The organism is Actinoplanes sp. NPDC026670, assembly GCF_040638175.1.
GTDB lineage: Bacteria > Actinomycetota > Actinomycetes > Mycobacteriales > Micromonosporaceae > Actinoplanes.
On record NZ_JBEZXU010000068.1, the window covers coordinates 18,328 to 39,589 of the forward strand.

General features: G+C 72.2%; 21 protein-coding genes. 10 read left to right on the forward strand and 11 right to left on the reverse strand.

The window, feature by feature from the left end:
• Positions 1–136 precede the first annotated feature (136 nt).
• Genes AB0E94_RS42270 through AB0E94_RS42285 form a run of 4 tightly spaced genes read left to right on the forward strand, consistent with a single transcriptional unit; the run spans position 137 to position 6,013 of the window.
• Positions 137–1,153, forward strand: coding sequence for a hypothetical protein (locus tag AB0E94_RS42270; RefSeq protein WP_360338582.1), 1,017 nt, complete (start codon positions 137–139; stop codon positions 1,151–1,153).
• Positions 1,150–3,576, forward strand: coding sequence for a LuxR C-terminal-related transcriptional regulator (locus tag AB0E94_RS42275; RefSeq protein ID WP_360338585.1), 2,427 nt, complete (start codon positions 1,150–1,152; stop codon positions 3,574–3,576). The genes AB0E94_RS42270 and AB0E94_RS42275 overlap by 4 nt, the downstream gene beginning before the upstream one ends.
• A complete protein-coding gene (locus AB0E94_RS42280) occupies positions 3,573–5,246 on the forward strand; it encodes a nitrate- and nitrite sensing domain-containing protein (RefSeq protein ID WP_360338588.1) in 1,674 nt (557 codons plus the stop codon). Before AB0E94_RS42275 ends, AB0E94_RS42280 begins: the two co-directional genes overlap by 4 nt.
• Complete coding sequence (locus tag AB0E94_RS42285) at positions 5,243–6,013, forward strand: cellulose binding domain-containing protein (RefSeq protein WP_360338591.1); 771 nt, start codon at positions 5,243–5,245, stop codon at positions 6,011–6,013. The genes AB0E94_RS42280 and AB0E94_RS42285 overlap by 4 nt, the downstream gene beginning before the upstream one ends.
• On the opposite strand, the gene AB0E94_RS42290 is transcribed toward AB0E94_RS42285, so the two are convergent.
• Positions 6,010–6,498, reverse strand: coding sequence for a GNAT family N-acetyltransferase (locus tag AB0E94_RS42290; protein ID WP_360338594.1), 489 nt, complete (start codon positions 6,496–6,498; stop codon positions 6,010–6,012). The genes AB0E94_RS42285 and AB0E94_RS42290 overlap by 4 nt on opposite strands.
• Before the next feature lie 140 nt (positions 6,499–6,638).
• On the opposite strand from AB0E94_RS42290, the gene AB0E94_RS42295 reads away from it, so the two are divergent.
• Complete coding sequence (locus tag AB0E94_RS42295) at positions 6,639–6,989, forward strand: ADP-ribosylation/crystallin J1 (protein WP_360338597.1); 351 nt, start codon at positions 6,639–6,641, stop codon at positions 6,987–6,989.
• Positions 6,990–7,060: 71 nt separating this feature from the next.
• On the opposite strand, the gene AB0E94_RS42300 is transcribed toward AB0E94_RS42295, so the two are convergent.
• Complete coding sequence (locus tag AB0E94_RS42300) at positions 7,061–8,014, reverse strand: 2-dehydropantoate 2-reductase N-terminal domain-containing protein (RefSeq protein WP_360338600.1); 954 nt, start codon at positions 8,012–8,014, stop codon at positions 7,061–7,063.
• Positions 8,015–8,090: 76 nt separating this feature from the next.
• On the opposite strand from AB0E94_RS42300, the gene AB0E94_RS42305 reads away from it, so the two are divergent.
• On the forward strand, positions 8,091–8,654 hold the full coding sequence (locus AB0E94_RS42305) for a TetR/AcrR family transcriptional regulator (RefSeq protein ID WP_360338603.1): 564 nt from the start codon (positions 8,091–8,093) through the stop codon (positions 8,652–8,654).
• A gap of 103 nt (positions 8,655–8,757) precedes the next feature.
• On the opposite strand, the gene AB0E94_RS42310 is transcribed toward AB0E94_RS42305, so the two are convergent.
• The 8 genes from AB0E94_RS42310 to AB0E94_RS42345 all read right to left on the reverse strand — a co-directional run bounded on the left by AB0E94_RS42310 (position 8,758) and on the right by AB0E94_RS42345 (position 16,935).
• Entirely contained in the window at positions 8,758–10,221 is a 1,464-nt protein-coding gene (locus tag AB0E94_RS42310; RefSeq protein ID WP_360338606.1) for a benzaldehyde dehydrogenase, read from the reverse strand.
• A gap of 27 nt (positions 10,222–10,248) precedes the next feature.
• Positions 10,249–11,364, reverse strand: coding sequence for an NAD(P)-dependent alcohol dehydrogenase (locus AB0E94_RS42315; RefSeq protein ID WP_360338609.1), 1,116 nt, complete (start codon positions 11,362–11,364; stop codon positions 10,249–10,251).
• A complete protein-coding gene (locus tag AB0E94_RS42320; RefSeq protein ID WP_360338612.1) occupies positions 11,361–12,389 on the reverse strand; it encodes a branched-chain amino acid ABC transporter permease in 1,029 nt (342 codons plus the stop codon). The genes AB0E94_RS42315 and AB0E94_RS42320 overlap by 4 nt, the downstream gene beginning before the upstream one ends.
• Entirely contained in the window at positions 12,386–13,252 is an 867-nt protein-coding gene (locus tag AB0E94_RS42325) for a branched-chain amino acid ABC transporter permease (RefSeq protein ID WP_360338615.1), read from the reverse strand. Before AB0E94_RS42325 ends, AB0E94_RS42320 begins: the two co-directional genes overlap by 4 nt.
• A 1-nt stretch (position 13,253) precedes the next feature.
• Positions 13,254–13,976, reverse strand: coding sequence for an ABC transporter ATP-binding protein (locus AB0E94_RS42330; protein WP_360338618.1), 723 nt, complete (start codon positions 13,974–13,976; stop codon positions 13,254–13,256).
• The gene (locus tag AB0E94_RS42335) at positions 13,973–14,707 is read right to left on the reverse strand and encodes an ABC transporter ATP-binding protein (RefSeq protein ID WP_360338621.1); all 735 of its coding nucleotides are present in this window, start codon (positions 14,705–14,707) and stop codon (positions 13,973–13,975) included. The genes AB0E94_RS42330 and AB0E94_RS42335 overlap by 4 nt, the downstream gene beginning before the upstream one ends.
• Positions 14,707–16,002 carry an ABC transporter substrate-binding protein gene (locus AB0E94_RS42340; protein ID WP_360338624.1) on the reverse strand — a complete coding sequence of 432 codons (1,296 nt, stop codon included), beginning with the start codon at positions 16,000–16,002 and terminating at the stop codon, positions 14,707–14,709. The genes AB0E94_RS42335 and AB0E94_RS42340 overlap by 1 nt, the downstream gene beginning before the upstream one ends.
• A 129-nt stretch (positions 16,003–16,131) precedes the next feature.
• Positions 16,132–16,935, reverse strand: a complete 804-nt coding sequence (locus AB0E94_RS42345; RefSeq protein WP_360338627.1) for an IclR family transcriptional regulator — start codon at positions 16,933–16,935, stop codon at positions 16,132–16,134.
• Between the two features lie 53 nt (positions 16,936–16,988).
• On the opposite strand from AB0E94_RS42345, the gene AB0E94_RS42350 reads away from it, so the two are divergent.
• Positions 16,989–18,443, forward strand: a complete 1,455-nt coding sequence (locus AB0E94_RS42350; protein ID WP_360338630.1) for an aldehyde dehydrogenase family protein — start codon at positions 16,989–16,991, stop codon at positions 18,441–18,443.
• Here AB0E94_RS42350 and AB0E94_RS42355 read toward each other — a convergent pair whose 3' ends face one another.
• Positions 18,444–19,202, reverse strand: a complete 759-nt coding sequence (locus AB0E94_RS42355; RefSeq protein ID WP_360338633.1) for a nuclear transport factor 2 family protein — start codon at positions 19,200–19,202, stop codon at positions 18,444–18,446. It abuts the gene before it with no gap.
• 82 nt (positions 19,203–19,284) lie between these two features.
• On the opposite strand from AB0E94_RS42355, the gene AB0E94_RS42360 reads away from it, so the two are divergent.
• The 3 genes from AB0E94_RS42360 to AB0E94_RS42370 all read left to right on the forward strand — a co-directional run.
• On the forward strand, positions 19,285–20,136 hold the full coding sequence (locus AB0E94_RS42360) for an AraC family transcriptional regulator (protein ID WP_360338697.1): 852 nt from the start codon (positions 19,285–19,287) through the stop codon (positions 20,134–20,136).
• A gap of 44 nt (positions 20,137–20,180) precedes the next feature.
• The gene (locus tag AB0E94_RS42365) at positions 20,181–20,498 is read left to right on the forward strand and encodes an NIPSNAP family protein (RefSeq protein ID WP_360338636.1); all 318 of its coding nucleotides are present in this window, start codon (positions 20,181–20,183) and stop codon (positions 20,496–20,498) included.
• Between the two features lie 501 nt (positions 20,499–20,999).
• Positions 21,000–21,262, forward strand: a 263-nt coding sequence (locus AB0E94_RS42370; protein ID WP_360338700.1) for a DUF4573 domain-containing protein, incomplete at its 3' end; no start/stop codon positions are given.

Genomic DNA, 21,262 nt, shown 5'->3' on the forward strand with positions numbered 1-21,262 from the left:
TCGGGGACGAGTCCCCAACCGCATCCGGGGACCGGTTAGGGGATTAGGGGATCTCCGCCCGCCGATTTTTGGGGGGACGATTCAAACCCGCATTTTGGTACGAACGTGGGGTACCGACCTCGGAGGAGTTGAACGCGTGTCCTACGTGCTGGGAATCGACATCGGTGACGGCACCGTGAAAGCCGCCGTCTGCCGGCTCGCCGCACCCGGTGAACCCGGTGGTCCCGGCTGGGGCCCGGCACAGCCGATCTCCCTGGGCGCCCGCTCGCCGGTGGTCGCGTCCGCGCTGCGGATGACCGCCGACGGCAGCGTCGTGCCGGCCGAGATGGGCCAGTTCCCGCCCGACGCGGTCGGCGGCTACCTGCACCGGGTCGGCGACCCGCTGCCGATGTACTTCGCCGGCGGCTACTTCCCGGCACACGGCCTGACCGCCGCGATGGCCCGCTGGGTCGTCGACCGGGTCTGGGAGATCATGGGCGAGCCCCCGATCCGGGTCGCGGTCGCCCACCCGTCCGGCTGGGGCGCCGGCCGTCTCGGGCTGCTCCAGGCCGGCCTGGCCGAAGCCGACCTGATGGGCTCGGTGCTGGTCACCCGCGCCCGCGCCGTCGTCGAGTGCCACCAGGCGGCCGGCCGCGCGCCGACCGGCAGCGGGCTGCTCGGCGTCTACCGGCTGGGCGGCTCGACGGCCGAGATCGCGCTGGTCGCGCCACAGCAGCCGGGCCGGATGGAACTGCTCGCCTCGGCCGAGCTCAGCGACGTCGGCGGGTTCGAGGTGGACGGCCTGACCCCGGCCGACGCCCGTGCCCTGATCCGGCCCACCGTCGACCTGGCCGCGGCCCTGGTACGCAGCCGTGGTTTCGGAACCGACGAACTCTCCGCCATTTTGATCGCCGGAGTGGACGGCGCCGTATGCACAGTCGTGTCCGATCTGCTCAGCGCGGTCTTCCCCGCGCCCGTCGTGCGTGACCCGCAGCCGCGCATGACGGTGGCGATCGGCGCTGCGCTGGCCGGGCGTCCGGCCGTACCGCCGAATGATCTGGCCGTGGCCGGTCCCACCGACGCCTTCGCCGTGCTGCCGGCGGCGTCGCCGCCGTATCTCGCCCCGCCGCGCCCGCCGGTCAACCTGGTCGCGGTCCGGGCGGACGCCCGATGACCACCCTGCTGGCCAGAGTCGCCGCCGACCCGTCCGCGCCGCTGCACGCCGCCGTCGCCGCGCCCGGCGGCTACGGCAAGACCACCCTGCTGCGGCAGCTCACCGACGCCTACCGCGCCGCCGAGGTCAAGGTGACCGGCCCGTGGCCGCCCCGCGAACCGGCCGCCGACCACGTCCTGCTCATCGACGACGCGCACCTGCTCGGCCCGCGGCAGCTCGACGACCTGCGCGAACACGCCGAACAACCGGACGCCCGGATCGTCGTCGCGCACCGCCCGTGGCCACGCCGCCCGGAGCTGCTGCGACTGCTCGAAGCGCTTCGCCGCGGCGGGCCGGCGATCACCCTGCCGACCCTCACCCCGGTCCAGATCGCCGGGCGTCTCAGCGCGCCCAGCGACGACCTGGTCGGCTGGGTGGCCGCGCAGACCGCCGGCATCCCGCGCTACGTGACCCGGCTCGCCGACGCGCTGCCCGCCACCGGGCCACGGCAGGTGCCGGTCGCCGCGCTCGCCCCGTTCGCCGCCGAACTCGACGAGCTCGACCCGGCGGTACGCACCCTGCTGCTGGCTGTCGAAGCCGGCGCCGGACTGTCGTTCGACCTGGTCGCCGCGGTCCTCGACGACGATGCCGACGTGGCCGGCCTGGTCGACGCCGGCCGTGCCACCGGCATGCTCGCCGCCGACGGCACCCTGGTTCCGCTCGCCCGCCGTGCCATCGCCGCCCTCGGCCCGATCAGCCAGCGCATCGACGTACGCCAGCGTCTCGCCGCCCTGCAGATGGCCCGCGGCGGGCCGGTCCTGCCGCTGGTCCGCCCACTGCTGCGGGTCGCCGCTGCACCCGGCCTGGTCCCCGGCGCCGCCGGCAGCGGCCTCGGTCACGTCTACGAGGCCGCCGGTGAGGAGGCCCTCGGCGACGACCCGGCGCTGGCCGCCGAACTGTTCGCCGCGGCCGCCGGCGCGGGCCGCACCACCGGCTCCCGCCGGGCCCTGGCCACCGCCCTGGCCGGCGACCTCGACCACGCCTCCCGCCTCACCGACCAGGTCCTCGCCGCCGGCACCCCCGAACAGCGCGCCGAAGCCGCCTACGTGGCCGCCGCCGTGCTCGCCCACCGCGGGCAGACCGCCCAGGCGGTCCGCCTCTACGAATGGGCCGGCACCGACGTGGCCAGCGGATTCGCCGCCGTCGGACTGACTGCGGTCGGCCGGCTCGCCGACGCCGAACGCCTGATCCGCCCGGACGACACCGCCGGCCGGCCACCGACCTCGCTGAGCGCCGCCGCCACGCTGATGGCCCGCGGCGCCGCCGAATCGGTCACCGGCCCTCCCGCCGCCGCCCTGTCCACGCTGGTCCAGGCGGCCACCCTGATCGACCCGGCCGGACCGGCCGCGCTGCTGCCGGACAGCCCGGCCGCGGTCGGCGCGCTGCTGGCGATGCACTGCACCGAACTCGACGTCGCCGACACCCTGCTCACCCGGGCCGAACACCGCGGCACCGGCGGCCCGCTGCTGGCCACCCGCCACCACCTGCTGCGCAGCTGGGTGCTGCTGCTGCGCGGCCGGCTCACCGACGTCGAGCAGCGCCTGCCCGGCACCGCCCCGGCCACCGCCGCCCAGGGCCGCGACGACCTGCTCGCCACCGCCCTGCGGGTCGGCCTGGCCCGCCGCAACGGCGACCTGGTCGGCCTGCGCAGCGCCTGGCCGGACGCCTGCCAGGCGCTCATCGGGCAACCTGTCGAGCTGTTCAACCTGCTGCCGCTCGGCGAACTGGCGGTCGCCGCGGCCCGGCTCGGCGAATCCCACCGGGTGGCCGGGCACCTCGCCGAAGCCGACCGGCTCCTGGCCGGACTCGGCGACCCGCCGGTGTGGACCGTGCTGCTGCACTGGTACCGGCTCCAGGCCGCGATCCTCGGCGGCGACCAGGACACCGCCCGCGAACACGCCGACCGCCTCGACGCGAACCGGGGCGCCGGGACGTACGCCGCCGCGTTCGCCGACGCCGCCGCCGTCTGGCTCGACGTCCTCGCCGGGCGGGCCGACCCGGAAGCGGTGGTCGCCGCCTCCCGCACCCTCAGCCTCGCCGGGCTCACCTGGGACGCCGCCCGCCTCGCCGGGCAGGCCGCCATCCGCACCTCCGACCGCAAGGCGATGGCCCTGCTCCTCGACTCGGCCCGGGTATTGCAGGACCGCGGTGCCCGGCCCGACCCGGCGGGCGGCCAGCAGCTGCTCAGCGCCCGCGAACGAGAGGTCGGCGCGCTCGTGCTGGCCGGCATGACGTACAAGCAGATCGCCGACCGGCTCTACCTGTCGGCGAAGACCGTGGAGCATCACATGGCACGCATCCGGCAGCGACTCGGCTGCACCGACCGGCACGACCTGCTCAGCCGGCTCCGCGAGATCATCGGCGAGCCGGAGGCCGGCGCGTGAACCGCCGCCTCCAGATCGCCGGTGGGGTGCTGCTGGTGACCTTCTGGGCCGCCGCCACGGTGCCCGCGGTCACCACGGCCGTCCGGGCGCTCACCGACCGGGTCGCCAGCGACCGGCTCGACCGGCCGGTCGAGGAGGCGATCCTCGCCCTCGAAGCCGAACGCCGGCTGTCCGTCACCGACCAGCCGATCCTCGAGCTCACCGCCCAGCGCGGCCGCACCGACGACGCCACCGAACGGTTGCGGCAGGCCTCCGGATTCCCCGACGGCGACGGTACGGCCACCGCGTTCCTGAACCGGCTGAAGGAACTCCCGGAGCTCCGGGCGAAAGTCGACGGCGACCGCCTCGACCGGCGGGAGGTGGTCACCGCGTACACCGTGCTGATCGACCCCGCCGCCGATCTCACCTCCCCGCTCAGCCGCTCCCGCGAGATCCTGGCCGAACAGGACGCGCTGCTCGCCGCCGTCTCCACCGGCCGGGGGCCGACCGCCGCCGACCGCACCCGCCTGACCCAGCTCGCCGGAGTGCGGCGTGCCCTGTTCAGCGCGGCCGGCACGGGGCTGCCGGCCGCCGCCGCGCAACGCCATCGCGAACTGGCCGGCAGCCCGGCGATGATCCGCCTGAGCCGGATCGAGGACGAGATCGCCGTCTCCCGCGACGGGATCAAGGAGCCGGCCGCCTGGTCACCGACGTTCAACGAGCTCAACACGGCTCTCTGGGATCTGCAGGACAGCGCCGCCCGGGAAACCGCCGACGCCGACACGGTTCCGGCGGTCACCGCCGCGATCTGGGCCGGGACCGTCGGCGGCATCGGGTTCGTCGCCGTCCTCGCCCTGCTGATCGCGGCGCGCCGGACCCGTGCCGCCACCGCCGTGCCGTCCGCCGGCACGGCGACCGCCGCCACCGGCCCGTGGCACCGCGCCGGCGGCCTGCTGCACGACCTGGACCGCCGCAACCAGGGCCTGCTCCAGCGGCAGCTGCGCCTGCTCGACGCGCTGGCCAGGCGCGCCGACGACGAGCAGAACGCCGCCGACCTGCGCCGGGCCGGCACCTTCGGGAACCGGCTGCGCCGCAACGTGGAGAAGGGCATCACCCTCACCGGCGGGACACCCGACCGCGGCTGGCCGCGTCTCGTGCCGATGACCGACGTCCTGCGCGAGGCGGCCGCCGAGATCAGCGACCACGACCGGGTCACCAACGCCGACGTGGAACCCGGCTACCTGGCCGGAACCGCCGCCACCGACCTGATCCACCTGCTCGCCGAACTCCTGGAGAACGCCGCGACGTTCGCCCCCGCCGACTCGCACATCGTGGTCGCGGGGGAGCACGACCCGGCCGGATACCTGATCACCGTCACCGACGTGGGACCCGGCATGACCGACGACGACCTCGCCACCGGGCACGACGTGATGACCAGCCCCGAGCCGCCGGCCGGCGGAACCTGGTGGGGGCTGTGGGCGGCCGGCCGGTTCGCCGCCCGCCAGGACGCCGTGATCACCCTGCAGAACGAGCCGTCCGGCGGTCTCGTCGCCACCGTCCGGCTGCCGCTCGCCCTGATCACCGGCCGTCCCGCAGCCACCGACCGTCCAGCCGCATCTGATCGTCCGGCCGCATCTGATCGTCCGGCCGCATCTGATCGTCCGGCTGCCTTCGAAATGGTCGTCGAATGAGCCTTCCACCCGAGCCGGACACGCAGCACGACACCGTGCCCATCCGTACCCGCCGCTCGCCGATGGACGTCGTCCGCGACACCGCCTGGCGGGTCGCCACCGCGGCCCTGACCAGCCCGTCACCCGAACCCCGCGTCCGCACCCGGCGGGAACGGTCCACCGCCGGCCGGTTCATGCTGGTCTTCGGCGCGCTGGCCGCCGTGGCGATCACCGCGCTGCTGGTCGTGATGCTGGTGATCCGCCCGTACCAGGAGTCGGTCAAACCGGAACAGGCCGCCGGCCTGCCCGACCGGCCGACCACGCCGGCCGGCCCGTCGGCGGCGCCCACCTCGGCGACGGTCACCACCTCCCGGGCCACCCGCCCGCCGTCGCCGCCGGCCCGCGCCGCGGGCATCGCCGGATCGACGTCACCATCGCCGGTCACCAGCCAGTTCCCGGTGCCGCTGGCCGCCGCCTACACCACTACGCCATACGTGGTGGGCCTGCTCGGCTACCGGACCGAGGTGACCGTCACCAACCCCGGCCCCGCGGCCCGCGACGGGTGGACCCTGACCGTGACCCTGCCCCGGGACACCCTCTGGATCAACCAGGTCGAGGGCGCGACCGTCACCCGGCAGGAAGCCGTGTGGACGTTCCTCCCCGACACGACGACCAGGGCGATCCCGGCCGGACAGCAGGTCACGATCTCCTTCGAGGTGCACGGGGCCACCCTGCTCGATGCGGCCCCCGCCGCCTGCCGGATCGACGAGACCCCGTGCGCCGCTTAGATTCTCTTCGCCATGACGAGCTCACGCCGGACCCCGTCCGGCATCAGGTCACCGGGTTCGCCGGTGTCCCGGAAACCGTTGCGCTCGTAGAGGGCCAGCGCATTGCCGTTGCCCTCCACCACGGCCAGCCGCAGCGTCTCCGCGCCCACCTGCCGCGCCCACTGCTCGACCTCCTGCACGAGGAGATCACCGACACCGCGTCCACGGCCGGCCGGTGCCACGTACATCGAGATCAGTTCGACGATCTGCGGCCGGTCGGTGCGCACGCCGCTGGCCATGCCCACGGCCTGCCCGTCGAGGGCCACCACCAGGTTGTACGAACCGGGAATCGTCAACCGGTCACGCCACCGGTCCTCCCGGTCGCCGTCGCCCTGCCAGTCCGCCAGCTGCGACCCGAAGGCGTACCCGGCCTCACTCAGCGCGGCCAGCCGCAGTTCACGCCAGACCGTCCAGTCGTCCGAACCCAACACCCGTGTCTCGATCACCCGTGCAGGCTCCCGTACCCGCCGGAACCTGACAACTCGGTATCCCACCACCCCGGCCGGTCCTGACCTCCGCGGCCGGTTGATACCGGCATCGGCGGAGCGGGGCGGACGCCGCAGGAGTGCCTTGCGATCATGGTGGGGTGGAGAATGTCGAGACGGTGACGCTGTGGCGGCCGACTGGTCCGGAAGAGCTGGCGCTGGTCGAGGCGTCGGGCTGGCGTGCCTGGCCGCCGCGCCTGCCGGACCAGCCGATCTTCTACCCGGTGCTGAACGAGGAGTACGCCACGATGATCGCCCGGGACTGGAACGTCCCGGCCTCCGGCGTCGGTTACGTGACCCGCTTCGAGGTGTGCCGCTCCTACCTGGACCGCTACCAGGTCCAGCAGGCCGGCGGCCGGACCATCCTGGAGTACTGGATCCCGGCCGAGGACCTGGACGAGTTCAACACCAACATCATCGGTGAGATCACCGTGGTCTCGGAGTTCCGCTGACCCCCGACCGCCAGCCGTCGCTCACCGTCCTAAAAGACCTCCCGAAAGCGACGTGAGCGACGGCTGATGGTCTAGGCGGTCTGTTCGGCGGTGAAGTAGGGCTCGGCTGTTTCCAGGCGGGGGACCGGCACACCCAGGCGGCGGGCCTCGGCCAGGGTGTCGCGGCAGACGGCCCGCAGCTCCTCCGGGTTGCCGTGCGCCTGCATCACCGTTCGCACCGGCGGGTACTTGCCGAACATCCAGGCCATCGCGGGGGCGGTCAGCCAGATCGGCGCGGTGAACGGCAGCAGCTCGGCGCGGTGGTGGCGCAGGTCGACGCCGCGGGCCTCGACGAGGGGGAGCAGCTCGCGGGTGGCCAGGATCGCCTCGCGGACGTTGCGGGTGTGGCCGGCCACCGCGGCGAGGGAGCCCAGTTTCAGGCTCTGGGTGTGCAGACCGGCGTTCTGGATGAAGTGGACCGCCAGCCAGCCACGGAAGTCGGCGTTCTCCCGGACCCGGAACCCGGCTTCCCGGAACACCGCGCGTACCGCCTGCTCGCGTGCCGTCGGCGGCTTGCCGAGGGTGCCGAGGAAGACGGCGGGCAGCAGCGCCGACCGGAGCACCCCGTCGTCGCCGAAACCTCCACCGGCGCCGGGGAAACCCCAGGCCACCTGGTCGGCGGGGAGCGCCGCGACGGCCTCCGACGGCTCGACCCACAGGTTGTTGAAGATGAGCACGGTGGCCCGGCCGACCCGCGGCGCGAGGAACGACACGGCCTCGGCGAAGTTGTAGTGCTGCACGCTGACCACGATCAGGTCGAAGTCGTGGCCGGCTTCCAGGGTCTCCCGGTAGCGGACCGGCCAGGAGGTGGTGACCCGTTTGCCCAGCACCTTGCGCCGCGTGTCGAGCAGCTCGAGCTCGATGGTGTCCCCGTAGGCCGCGGCCCGTCCCGGCCGCACGTAGAACTCGACGTCGTGCCCGGCCTGTTCCAGCGCCCAGCCGTAGGTCGCGGCGATGACGCCCCGCCCGAACATGAGAATCCGCATCCCGCACCCCTATAATCGGAGACCGTCTCCACTTCCAAAATATGGAGACAGTTTCCGTTTGTCAAAGGAGGCGCCGGTGACCACTGGCAAACCACTGCGCGCCGACGCCCGGCGTAACCGTGACGCGCTGCTCGCCAAGGCCCGCGAGCTGTTCGCCGGCGGCTGTTTCGACATGCGTTTCGACGACTTCGCGAAGCTGGCCGGCGTCGGCACGGGCACCCTCTACCGGCACTTTCCCACCCGGGAGGCGCTGGCCGAGGCGGTCTACCGCGAAGAGCTCACCGCGATGTGCGCCCATGGCCGTGAACTACAGGCCACGCTTCCGGCCGCCGACGCGCTGGCCGTCTTCCTCCGCGGCTTCGTCACCCACCTCGACACCCATCAGGGCCTGGCCCGGACGCTCGCCACCCTGATGGCCAGCCGCACCGGCACCCTCGCCGAGGGGGGCCGCGAGCTCGGCCAGGTCATCGCCGACCTGCTGGCGGGCGGGGTCCAGGAGGGCGCCATCCGCGACGACATCGGCGTCGGCGCGGTCATGATGGCGTTGCAGGGCATCTGCGTGGCCTGCGGCGAGCCGGGCTCCCGCGCCGACGCCGACGGCACGATCACCCTCGTCCTCGACGGCCTGCGCCACCGGTAGCGCGGTCGGCGGTGCGGGGCTCAGCCCGTACCCACGCAGGGGTTTGAAGATCGGGCGACGACAACGGCCCCGGCCGCATGGCCGGGGCCGATCGGACCGCTGATCAGAAGGGATAGGTGGCGGGTTCGCCGCGCATGGTGATCCAGCGGGTCTCGGTGAAGGCGTCGATGTTCGCCGCCGCACCACCGAACCGGGACCCGGTGCCGGACGCGCGCACCCCGCCGAACGGGGCGTTCGCCTCGTCGTTGACGGTCTGGTCGTTGATGTGCACGATCCCGGTCGGGATCTGCTCGGCGACCGCGAGCCCGCGCATCACGTCCCGGGTGACGATGCCCAGCGACAGCCCGTACTCGCTGGCCGAGGCGAATTCGATCGCGTCGTCCACGGACGACACCCGGGTGATCGGCGCGACCGGCCCGAAGATCTCCTCGGCGAACGCCGGCGCGGCCAGCGGCACGTCGGCCAGCACCGTCGGCTGGTAGAACAGGTCCCGGTAGGTGCCGCCGGCCGCGATCGTGGCGCCCTGCCCGGCGCTGGCGGTGACCAGGCCGTGGATCTTGTCGCGCTGCCCGGCGTCGATGATCGGGCCGAGCGCGACCTGCTCGGTGGCCGGGTCGCCGACCGGCAGTTTGCCGGCCTTGGCGGCGAGCCGGTCCACGAACTCGTCGTACAGCCGGTCGGCGACCAGGTGCCGGCCGGTGGTCATGCAGATCTGCCCCTGGTGGAAGAACGACCCCCAGGCGGCCAGGTTGACCGCCGCGTCCACGTCGGCGTCGTCCAGGACCAGCAGCGCCGAGTTCCCGCCGAGCTCCAGGTGGGCCCGCTTCAGGTGGCGGCCGGCGAGCTCACCGATGCGCCGGCCGACCGGGGTGGAGCCGGTGAACGAGATGACCCGGATGTGCGGGTCGGTGATCAGCGCCTCGCCGACCTCCACCCCGCCGGGCAGCATCTGCAGCACGCCCGGCGGCAGCCCGGCCTCCTCGAAGATCCGCGCCATCAGGGTGCCGCCGGTGACCGCGGTCCGCGGATCCGGCTTCAGGATCACCGCGTTGCCCAGCGCGAGCGCCGGCGCCACCGACCGGATGCCCAGGATGATCGGCACGTTGAACGGCGAGATCACGCCGACCACGCCGGCCGGGATCCGCCGGGCCATCGACAATCGCGGCTGCTCGGACGGCAGCAGCTCACCGTGCGGCCGGCTGGGCAGCGACGCCGCCTCGAAGCATTCCTCCGCGGCCACGTGCAGCGCGAACCCGGCCATCCCGGGGACCGCGCCGACCTCGCGGACGTTCCAGCCGCTGATCTCGGCGGCGTGCTGCTGCCACAGGTCGCCGGCCTTGCGCAGCACCGCGGCCCGGGCCGGATGCGGCAGCGCCGCCCACCGCTTCTGCGCCTCGGCGGCGTGCGCGCCGGCCTCGGCCACGTCCTCGGCGGTGGCCAGGCCCATCCGGCCGAGTTCGGCTCCGGTCGCCGGTTCGACGACCGGGTAGTCGCCGCCCCGGCCGGCGGTCCACTCCCCGTTCTTGAAGATCTTTCCCTGCCAGTCGACGCCGTCGAGCAGTCCCACAGCGTGCCTCCCCTCTTCCAGTCCTTCTCAATGGCTCATGCGCAGAACGGGCTTGAGGACACTGCCGCGACGGCTGTCCTCGAGCGCCTTGTCGATGTCGGTGAGGTCGTAGAAACGCACCAGCCGGTCGAACGGGAACCGGCCCTGCCGGTGCAGCTCGACCAGGGTGCCGATGAGCGTCTCGCTGCGGCCGCTGCCGCCGAGGACGCCGAGGATGCGTTTGCCCCACAGGGTGCTCAGGTGGTCGACGCTGAACTCGGCGCCGGCGGGGGCACCGCCGATCAGCACACAGGTGCCGAGCATGCCGACACTGTCGACGGCCTGACGGACGACCGGGACGACCCCGGTGCATTCGAGCGAGAAGTCGGCCGGCCCGCCGCACAGCCGGTGCACCTCGGCCACCGGATCGGCGCCGGTGGCGTCGATCGTGTCGGTGGCGCCGAGTTCGGCCGCCAGGGCCAGGCGTTCCGGGTGCCGGTCGACGGCGATGATCCGGGTGGCGGGGGAGAGCGCGGCCGCCATGATCGCGGCCAGGCCGACCGCGCCGGCGCCGTAGACCACGAGGCTGGCGCCGGGCCCGGGCCGCAGTGTGTTCAGGACGGCGCCCGCTCCGGTGGAGATCCCGCAGGCCAGCGGCCCGAGAATCGCCAAAGGCGCCTCCGGTGGTACGACGACGAGCGCGTCGGCCCAGGTCAGGGAATGAGTGGCGAACGACGACTGCCCGAAGAAATGGCTGTGCACAGGTGACCCGTCGGCGCGCCGCAGGGCGCTCTGCCCGGCCCGCGGCCCGAGCAGCCGGCCGCCGCCGCACAGCGCCTCGCCGAGCCGGGCGCAGTAGCGGGGCTCGCCGTCGCGGCAGTTGCGGCACGTCCCGCATGACGGCCAGCCGATCACCACGTGGTCGCCGGGCCGCACCGAGGTGACCCCGTCACCGACGGCGACCACCTCGCCCGCGCCCTCGTGGCCGAGCACACTCGGGAACGGCATCGGCAGGTCACCGTGCCTGGTGATGGCGTCGGTGTGGCAGATGCCGGCGGCGACGATCCGGACCAGCGCCTCACCCGGGCCGGGTTCGTCGAGGTCCAGTTCGGTCACCCGGAACGGGCCGTCGAGTGCGTCGACGACCGCGGCGGTCACCTTCATCGGGGTCCCTCCCGCCGCACGAAGTACCCCACCGGGAACAGGCTCACCCCGGTCCGGTCGCGGATCAGCCCCCACAGTCCACGCGGCAGCCACAGCGCGGCCGCCATCCCGATGGCCCCGAGCACGATCAGATACCAGGACCCGTAGTCGGCGAGCAGCTGCTGCAACGCGAAGAAGACCAGCGCGCCGAGCAGCGGCCCCTCGATGAACCCGATGCCGCCGATGACGACGATGAAGATCATGTAGGCCGACCACTGGACACTGAAGATCGCATCCGGGTTCACGCTCAGCGAGCTGACCGTGATCACTCCACCGGCCGCACCGCATCCCACCGCGGAAACCAGATAAACCAACAGCTTTGCCCGGCGTACGTCGATCCCGGCCGACCCGGCAGCGGTCTCCTCGTCGCGTACCGCCATCAGCGACAGCCCCAGCCGCCCGCGCAGCAGCAGGTAGCACCCGGCGATCGAGGCGAGCGCCAGCCCGAGCGCCACCCAGTAGGTGAGCGCCCCGCGCAGGGTCTGGTCGAGGCCGGACAGTCCGGTCAGGCTCTTGCCGCTGGCCCCGCCGAGGCTGCTGACCCGGACCACGAGCAGCCGGTACACCTCGGCGATCACCCAGGTGCCGACCGCGAAGTAGTCGCCGCGCAGCCGGAACGCCAGCCACGACGTCGGCACCGCGAAGATCGCGCAGGTCACCGCGGCCAGGAGCACCGCGAGGTACGGCTGCACGCCGAGGTCGGCGAACGCGATCACGCTGTATGCGCCGATGCCGATGTACGCCTGCTGCCCCACCGAGACCAGCCCGCCGAACCCGGCCAGCAGGTTCCACATGCTGGCCAGCGCGACCAGCACGAACAGGTTGACCATCGTGTCGGTGACGTCGGCGAACACCAGGAACGGCAGGGCCGCCAGCAGCACGGCGATCGCCGCGAGCACCAGCCCGGCGACCTTCGACGAGCGGGCGGCCCGGCTCACGTCGACCGCGGCCGCGGCCCGTTCGGTCACTGCTCTGGTCAGGCTCACGATTTCCGCCCTGCGATCAGGCCCTGTGGCCGGAAGGCCAGCACGGCGAGGAACATCAGATGGCCCGCGAGCAGGGTGAGCGCCGGGTCTATCTCGGAGCCGACCGACTGGGTGACGCCGAGGATGATGCCGCCCAGCAGGGTGCCCCACAGCGACCCGAGGCCACCGATGACCACCGCCTCGAAGGCGAAGATCAGCCGCGACGGCCCGATCGACGGGTCGAACGACGAGCGCATCGCGAACATCAGCCCGGCCAGCGCCACCGTTGCGAACGCGATCGCGGTGGCGATGCCGTAGATGTGCCGGCTGTCGCCGCCGACCAGGTTGGCGGTCTCCGGGTCGTCGGACGAGGCCCGCAGCATCCGGCCCAGCCCGGTCCGGGACAGGAACAGCTGGATCCCGGTCAGCACCAGCGCCGCCAGCACGAACGTGGTCAGCGACAGGTAGCCGATCGAGATGCTGTCGGTGATCTCGAACGAGCCGGTGGTGAACGAGCCGCCGTCGAGTGTGCGGGTGTCCGCCGAGAACGTCTCCAGCAGCACGTTCTGGAGCACGATCGACAGTCCGAAGGTGACCAGCAGGGTGGCCAGCGGCCCCGACTTGAGGCTCTTCTGGAGCAGCACCCGCTGGGTCAGGTAGCCGAGCAGCGCGAACAGCGGAACCGTCACCAGCAGCACCACCCAGAGGGGCAGCCCGGTGCCGCTGATCAGGGCCAGCGCCAGGAACGACGCGACCACCGCGAGGTCGCCGTGTGCCAGGTTGACGATCCGCATCACGCCGAACATGAGCGACAGCCCGGTCGCGAACAGCGCGTAGAGGCCGCCGATCAGCAGCCCCTGGAGGAGGGCGTTGAGCAGGTCCATGTCAGTGCTGCCCTTCCCGGACGTCGCCGATGCCGAAGTAGGCGTGTTCGACCTGTTCGGCGCTGAGATCCTGGGGCCGGCCGCGCAGCACCGACCGGCCTTCGAGCAGGCAGTGCACCCGGTCGGCGACCCGCATCGCCTGGGTGACGTCCTGTTCGACGATCAGCGCGGTCGTGCCCGAGCCGACGATGTCCGGCAGCACCTGGTAGATCCGCCGGACCACGACCGGCGCGAGGCCCAGCGACAGTTCGTCGATCAGCAGCAGGTCGGGGTTGGACAGCAGGGCCCGGCCGATCGCCACCGACTGCTGTTCGCCGCCGGAGAGCTGCGCGGCGTTCTGCTGCCGCCGTTCGGCCATCCACGGGAACAGCTCGTAGACGCGCTGCACCGTCCACGGACCGGGCCGTCGGCGGTAGGCGCCGGTCAGCAGGTTCTCCTCCACCGTCAGTGAGCGGAACAGCCGCCGTCCCTCGGGGACCAGGGCGACCCCCGCCGACAGCCGTTTGTGTGCGGGCATCCGGGTGATGTCCCGGTCGTGCAGGCGGATGCTGCCGGAGGTCGGCGGGTTCAGCCCGGCCAGCGCGCGCAGCAGTGTCGACTTGCCGGCGCCGTTCGCGCCGATCACCGCCAGCACCTCGCCCTCGGCCAGGTCGAGTTCGAAGCCGTCGACGGCGCGCAGCTGCCCGTGGTGGACGGTCAGGTCACGGATCGCGAGCAGGGTCACGACACGGTCTCCGGTCCGCTGCCCAGGTACAGCTCCCGGACCTTCGGGTCGGCGAGCACCGCCATCGGGTCGCCGTCGGCGACCACGTCACCGCCGGCCAGACAGACCATCCGGTCGACGGTCTTCACCAGCGCGTGTACGACGTGCTCGATCCAGACGATGCCGAGCCCTTCGGCGTGCAGTTGTCTGACCACGGTCACCAGTTCGGCCACCTCGGGTTCGGTGAGGCCGCCGGCGACCTCGTCGAGCAGCAGCAGACGCGGATCGGTGCCCAGCGCGCGGGCCATCTCCAGGCGTTTGCGCTGGAGCAGGCCGAGCCGCCCGGCCGGGGTGTTGGCCAGGTCGGCCAGGCCGGTGCGGTCGAGCACGCCCATCGTGTGCCGCCACGCCGGCCGTCCCTTCAGCCCGGCCCCCTGGTAGCCGCAGACCAGCACGTTCTCGAACACGGTGAGGTGCTCGAACGGGCGCGGCACCTGGTAGGTGCGGCCGATCCCGGCGCGGGTCCGGGTGTGTGGCGCGACGCCGGTGACGTCGCGCCCGAGCAGCCACACCGCGCCGCTGTCCGGGCGCAGGTCACCGGAGATCATGGCGAACAGGCTGGATTTCCCGGCGCCGTTCGGGCCCACGATGCCCAGGACCTCACCGGGGCCGACCGACAGCGTGAGGTTCGCAGCGACGGTCACCTGGCCGAACCGTTTGGTGATGTCGTCGAGGCGCAGCAGTTGTTCCATCAGGCGTTGGTCGGGAGCAGGTCGCCGCCGACCGGAACGGCCTTGTTCGCGGTGTTGTCCACGATCGCCACGTCCCAGGGGAAGGTGGTGCCCTTGCGCCACTGGCCACCGACCGGGTGCTGGATGGCGATGCCCGGTTCCGGGCCGGCGGTGAAGTCCAGGTCACCGCTCATGCAGCTGATCTTCATGGCCTTCAGCTTGGCGGCCACCTCGTCGCGGTCCTTCGGGTCGCCGGCGTCCTTGAACGCCTGGATGGCCACCTCGAACAGCGAGTAGATCGAGCCGAGCGCCTGCGTCCACTGCTTGCCGGTGGAGGCGGCGAAGTCGTCGGCGAGCTGTTTGGCCGTACGCCCGTCGAGCACTGATTTGTAGGGGTGTGCCGGGCTCCACCAGATGTCGGTGGCGATGTTCTCGGTCAGCGCGCCGAGCGCCTCGGCCTCCGACGGGAACAGCATCACCTTGGCCACCGTGGCGAGCTTGGGGCGGAAGCCCTGCTGCTGGGCCTGCTTCCAGAACGTCTGGAAGTCCGGCGGGATCGGCGTACAGGTGAAGAGCTCGGCTCCGGAGTTCTTGAACTTGGCGATCTGGGTGGTGAAGTCGGTGGCGCCGTTCTGGTACGCGCCCCCGTCGATGGGTGCCCAGCCGGCTTTGGTCATCATCCCGCCCAGGCCGTTGCGGAACGCGTTGGCGTCGGTGTCGTTGGGCCACAGCGCGGCCACGTTCTTACTGGTGACCCCGGCCCGTTCCCACATCGGGAAGAAGCAGTCGGCGAACTGCTGCATGCCGAAGAAGAACAGCGTCGTGTACTTGAAGCCCTCACCCGTCTTGCCGCCGCGGCCGTTGAACCAGGCCTCCCACGGCGCGATCGTCGTGACGTTCGGGATGCCGTTGGCCTCGCACTGGTCGGCGACCGGGTTGGTGGTGTCCGGCGTGGACGAGCCGACGATCAGGTCGACCTTGTCGCTGTTGATCAGCTGCCGGGTGACCTCGGTGGCGCGGTTCGGGTTGGACTGGGTGTCCTTGACGATGATCTCGATGGTGCGCTTCTTGCCGCCGGCGGTGAACCCGTTGCGCATCGCCTCCTGGATCTGGGCGACCACGAAGTTGTCGGCGCTGGCGAAACCGGCGAGCGGTCCGGTCTGCGGACTCACGTAGCCGATCTTGAGAACGTCGCTGTCGGAGGTGCCGGCGCCCTTGAGGCCGCCGCAGGCGCCCAGCAGCGGGGTGGCGGCGCCGATGCCGGCGGCTTTGATAAGGGAACGGCGGCTGAATCCGCCGGGGGGAGTCTGGCTCACGTCGCACTCCTTCAATGAGTGATCGGAGACCGCCGGGACCGGTTGGGAGGCAACGGGTCCGGCGTGCGACGAAACTAAGAGCCTGGTGTGACGCGGGCAACACTCCGTTCGACTGGCTGAAACAGTTTTTTAATTTCCCGAACGGTGTCCCAGCCGCTGCGAGATCTCCCGGGCGGTACGCCGCAGATGCGGCTCGATCTGGGCGGACAGCGCCTCCAGCGAGTTCGGGGCGGCGCTCAGATGCACCGCCACGTTCACCGCCGCGATCACCTCGCCGGTCCGGTCGCGGATCGGGGCGGCGAACGAGCGCAGGCCGGGGGCCAGCTCCTCGTCGTTCACCGCGATGCCGGTCTGCCGTACCTTCGCCAGCGCGACCATCAGCTGCTCGCGGTTGGTGATGGTGTTCGGCCCGCGCCGGGCCATGTCCGACCGCTCCAGGATCTGCCGCAGCGCCTGCGGGTCCCGGAACGCCAGGATCGCCTTGCCCAGCGACGTGCAGTAGGCCGGCAGCCGGGACCCGACGTGCAGATTGAGATCGATCGCCAGCGTGTTGCGGCGGCCGCTGCGCCGCCTGTCGACGTAGACCACGTCCCGGCTCTCGCAGACCGCCATGCTGACCGTGAACCCGGTCTCGTCGGCCAGGCTCTGCAGCAGCGGCGCCGCCACCCGGGTCAGGTCCATCGACTCGATGGCGGCGAACCCGAGGTCGGCGACCTTCGGCCCGAGGGAGTATTTCCTGGTGTCCGGGTCCTGCTGGAGGTAGCCGAGGTTGGCCAGGGTCGCCACGTACCGGTGGGCGGTGCTCTTGGTGACCCCGACGATCCGGGCCAGGTCGGCGATGCCCAGCACCGGCCGCCCGCTGCTGAACGCGGACAGGATGGTCAGGCCTCTTTCGAGCGAGACCGAGAAGTCTCCGGACGCCGGCTGTGTCATGCGTTCAAGATACGCGGGAAGTGTTCGATCTAGCCGAACGATAGGGTGGTGGCATGCGAGCCGTACTCCATTTCATCGGCGGAACGTGGTCGAAGGCCGCCTCGGGGCGCACCTACGACAACCGTTCGCCCTGGTCAGGAGAGCTGATCGGGCCGGTCGCGGCAGGCGACGAGGAGGACACCAGACGGGCCATCGACGCGGCGCACCGGGCGTTCGCCCAGTGGTCGCAGGCCCCGCCCGCGCAGCGGCAGACCATCCTGCTGCGCGCCGCCGACATCCTGGACGCGAGTCGCGACAACGCTCTGGAGTCGCTGGCCCTGGAGACCGGCTGCGGCTCGCAGTTCGGCCGGATCCAGGTCGACTTCGCGGTGAGCCTGCTGCGCCAGGCCGCCCAGCTCGCCTACCGGCCGGTCGGTGAGCTGCTGGTCTCCGACATCCCCGGCACCCAGGCGATGGCGGTGCGCCGCCCGGTCGGGGTGGTCGGCGCCATCGCGCCGTGGAACGCGTCGCTGACCCTCAGCGGCCGCGCGATCGTCGGCCCGATCGCCCTGGGCAACACGGTCGTGCTCAAGCCGTCCGAGGAGTCGCCCTACACCGGCGGCGCGATCTGGGCCGAGATCCTGCTCGAGGCGGGCCTGCCCCCGGGGGTCCTCAACGTGGTGACGCACGCACCGGGCGAAGCCGGCGTGATCGCCGACGCCCTGCTGGACAGCCGGCACGTCAAGCGGATCAACTTCACCGGCTCGACCCCGACCGGGCGGCGGCTCGCCGAGAAGGCGGGCAGCCGCCTCAAGCGGGTGGTGTTGCAGCTCAGCGGGCAAAATCCGATGATCGTCGCCGAGGACGCCGACGTCGGCTACGCGGTCGAGGCCGCCGCCTACGGCGCGTTCCTGCACCAGGGGCAGCTGTGCATGTGCGCCCGCCGGATCTACGTGGCCCGGCCGGTCGCCGACGAGTTCCTGGCCCGGTTCGCGGCCAAGGTGGCGACCCTGCCGGCCGGCGACCCGGCCGACCCGGCGACAGTCGTCGGGCCGGTCATCAACGAGTGGGCGCTCGCCACCCTCGAACGCCGCGTCAAACAGGCCGTCGACGCGGGCGCCCGGGTGCTGGCCGGCGGCGAGGCGACCCCACCCTGCTATCCGGCGACCGTGCTCGTCGACGTCCCGCCCGACACCGAGCTGGCCGAGGGCGAGACGTTCGGCCCGATCGTGACGGTCGAGATCGTCGAGTCCGCCGAGGAGGCGGTCGAGCTGGCCAACCGCTCCGACCTGGGCCTGGTCGCCTCGATCATCTCCCGCGACGTGCCCCGGGCGCTGCGGCTGGCGTCCCGGCTGGAGGTCGGGATCGTGCACGTCAACGACCAGACAGTCAACGACGAGCCGCAGATGCCGTTCGGCGGCGTGAAGGACACCGGCTGGGGCCGCTTCGGGATCGGCGTCGCCGCCGACGAGTTCACCGAGCTGCAATGGGTCTCCGCCCGCGATCAGGACCGCGCCTTCCCGTTCTGATCAGAACAGGCCGTTGCCGTGCGGGAGGTCCGGCTTGATCTCCGGGGTGAGGTCCCAGTGCTCGACGATCCGGCCGCCAGCGACGCGGAACAGGTCGTAGAAGGCAGTCGGCGTCGCACCGAAACTGCCCTCGGAGACGGTCAGGACGAAGTTGCCTTCGGCGACGACCTTGTGCAGCTCGGTGTAGACCATCGTGACGCCCTGCTCGGCGAGCGCGGCCAGCGCGGTGCCCAGGCCGTCGAGGCCGTCGCCGATGGCGACATTGTGCTGGTGGTACGTCTCCGTGCTCAGGAAATCGGTGATCGTGTCGACCTTGCCGCCCTTCAGGACGGTCTCGACGAACGCGGTGACCAGCGCCCGGTTCGCCTCGGTGCGGTCGAGATCGGTGACCTCGGCCGGCCCGTCGGTCTGCGAGCGACCCGAGACCGTCTCGGCGACCAGGGGCGAGAGAGCGTCCCAGTGCTCGGCCAGCTTTCCGTCCTCGACCCGGAAGACGTCGAACGCGACGAGCGGAACCGGCCCGAACCCGTGGTAGGTGCCGTGCAACGCGACCAGGTCACCGTCGGCGAGCACCCGGTGCGGTTCGTAGCGGAACCCGTCCGGCAGCCCGGCCACCAGACCTCGCAGCCCGTCCGGGCCGTCGGGGGCCAGCGCGCTGTGCTGACGGTAGGTGGGGGAGACCCACCGGTCCACGGCGGACGGGTCCCTGTCCCCGAAGAGTTCCCCGACCGCGGTACGGACGATTTCCCTGGCGTTCATGTCGCATCCTTCGTTCTGCTGTTCGATTACGACCACCGTAGGAGCCGGAAACGGGCGTAACCGGGTAGCGTGACGACTCGTGATGGTCAAAAACCGACAGCCGATCGCCGAGCTCGGGTTCGCGGCGCCGATCGGCACACCGGGCGGCATCGAGGTGCTGGACCTGGCCCGGTTACGCGGCCGGGCCTTCGGCACCCCGCGGCGGCCGACCTTCCACCACCTGCTGTGCCTGCGAGCCGGCCGGCTGGAACACACCGTCGACTTCGCCGTACACACCCTCACGCCCGGCCGGTGGATGTGGGGCCGGCCCGGCCAGGTCCAGCAGTGGGGTGACCTGGCCGCCGCCGAGGGCACGCTGATCCTGTTCGAACCGGAGTTCCTCGACCCGGCCACGGCCGCCGCCGCCCGCCTCGACGACCCACACGCCGCAGTCGTCCACGACCCGGACGACGGCGACGCGCTCGCCACGTCGGCGGCCCACCTGGCCGACGTGTTCGCGGCGCCGATCCGCACCAGCATCGAGGTCCGGCAGACGGTGCTCCGGCATCTGCTGGCCGTGCTGCTGCTCCAGCTCGCACCGCCCGAGGGCAGCAGCCACGGCGGCGACACGTTCCTGCGGTTCCGCGACGCCGTCGAACGCGACTTCACCCGGACCCGCCGCCTGGACGACTACGCCCACCGCCTCGGCTGGTCGGCCCGCACCCTGTCCCGCGCCACCCAGGCCGCCGCAGGCGTCAACGCCAAGGACTTCATCGACCGCCGCCTGATCCTGGAAGCCAAACGGCTGCTCGCCCACAGTGACCAGACGGCGGCCCAGATCGCGGCCCGGCTCGGGTTCACCAGCGCCACCAACTTCACCAAGTACTTCCACCAGCGCGCCGGCACCACCCCGATCGCCTTCCGGGCCACCGTCCGCCCGCCCGGCCGGACGTGACACGATGCGTCGATGGATCCACTTGCCACCCAGCGAGCCGTCTCGTGATCACCTGCGTCGTGCACTACGTGATCGACCCGGCGAAGACCGCCGACTTCGAACGGTTCGCCCGCGAATGGATGCGCCTGGTCAACGCGCACGGCGGCGTCCACCACGGCTACTTCCTGCCGGCCGAGGGCGCCAGCGACCGGGCCGAGGCCCTGTTCAGCTTCGACAGTCTGGCCGCCTACGAGCAGTACCGGCAGCGCTTCGGGGTGGACCCCGAGTTCATGGCGGCCGACCGCATCCGCGAGGAATCGGGCTGCGTGCTGCGCTGGGACCGCACCTTCATGCGCCCGCTGCTGCCGGACCTCGGTAGCTGAGCCGCGCCCGGAGGGGGACGCCGGCCAACTAGCCTCCTAGGATGCCGGGAGCGCCTGTGGTCGCGGTCACGGCTGTCCGGAACGGCACCCCGAATCGGTGTCGGTCCGCGTTGGATGGGTAATTCCCATCGATGGCTTGCGATCCGTCGAGCGGGAGGTGGAGGGTGCACAGACGCATCGCCCACCTCTTGCTGATGCTCGGACTAGTGGTCGGCGCCTACTTGGCCTTGAGCGCCTTCGACCGGGCCGCGTGGGCCGACGGCATCCGGCCGAGTCCGCCCACACCGATCGAGAAGCCGGCCGTCGCGACCGGAAGCGCCCGCCCGAGCTCGACGATCACCGGGCAGGCCGAGTCGCTTTCGCGTACTTCGAGTGGCAAGACTCTCCTGCCGAAGCGCCCCTTGCCGAAGCCGCACTTGCCGAACCCCGATCCGGCGGGGTCCGACCGGCCGAAAGCCGCCTCGGCGAAGCCGGTAGTGCGGACGCCCGCAGCAGTTCACGATCGCTCGGCCTCTCCGGCCTCTCCGGCCTCTCCGGCCTCTCCGGCCTCTCCGGCCTCTCCGGCCTCTCCGGCCTCTCCGGCCTCTCCGGCCTCTCCGGCCTCTCCGGCCTCTCCGGCCTCTCCGGCCTCTCCGGCCTCTCCGGCCTCTCCGGCCTCTCCGGCCTCTCCGGCCTCTCCGGCCTCTCCGGCCTCTCCGGCCTCTCCGGCCTCTCCGGCCTCTCCGGCCTCTCCGGCCGCTCCGGCCTCTCCGGCCTCTCCGGCC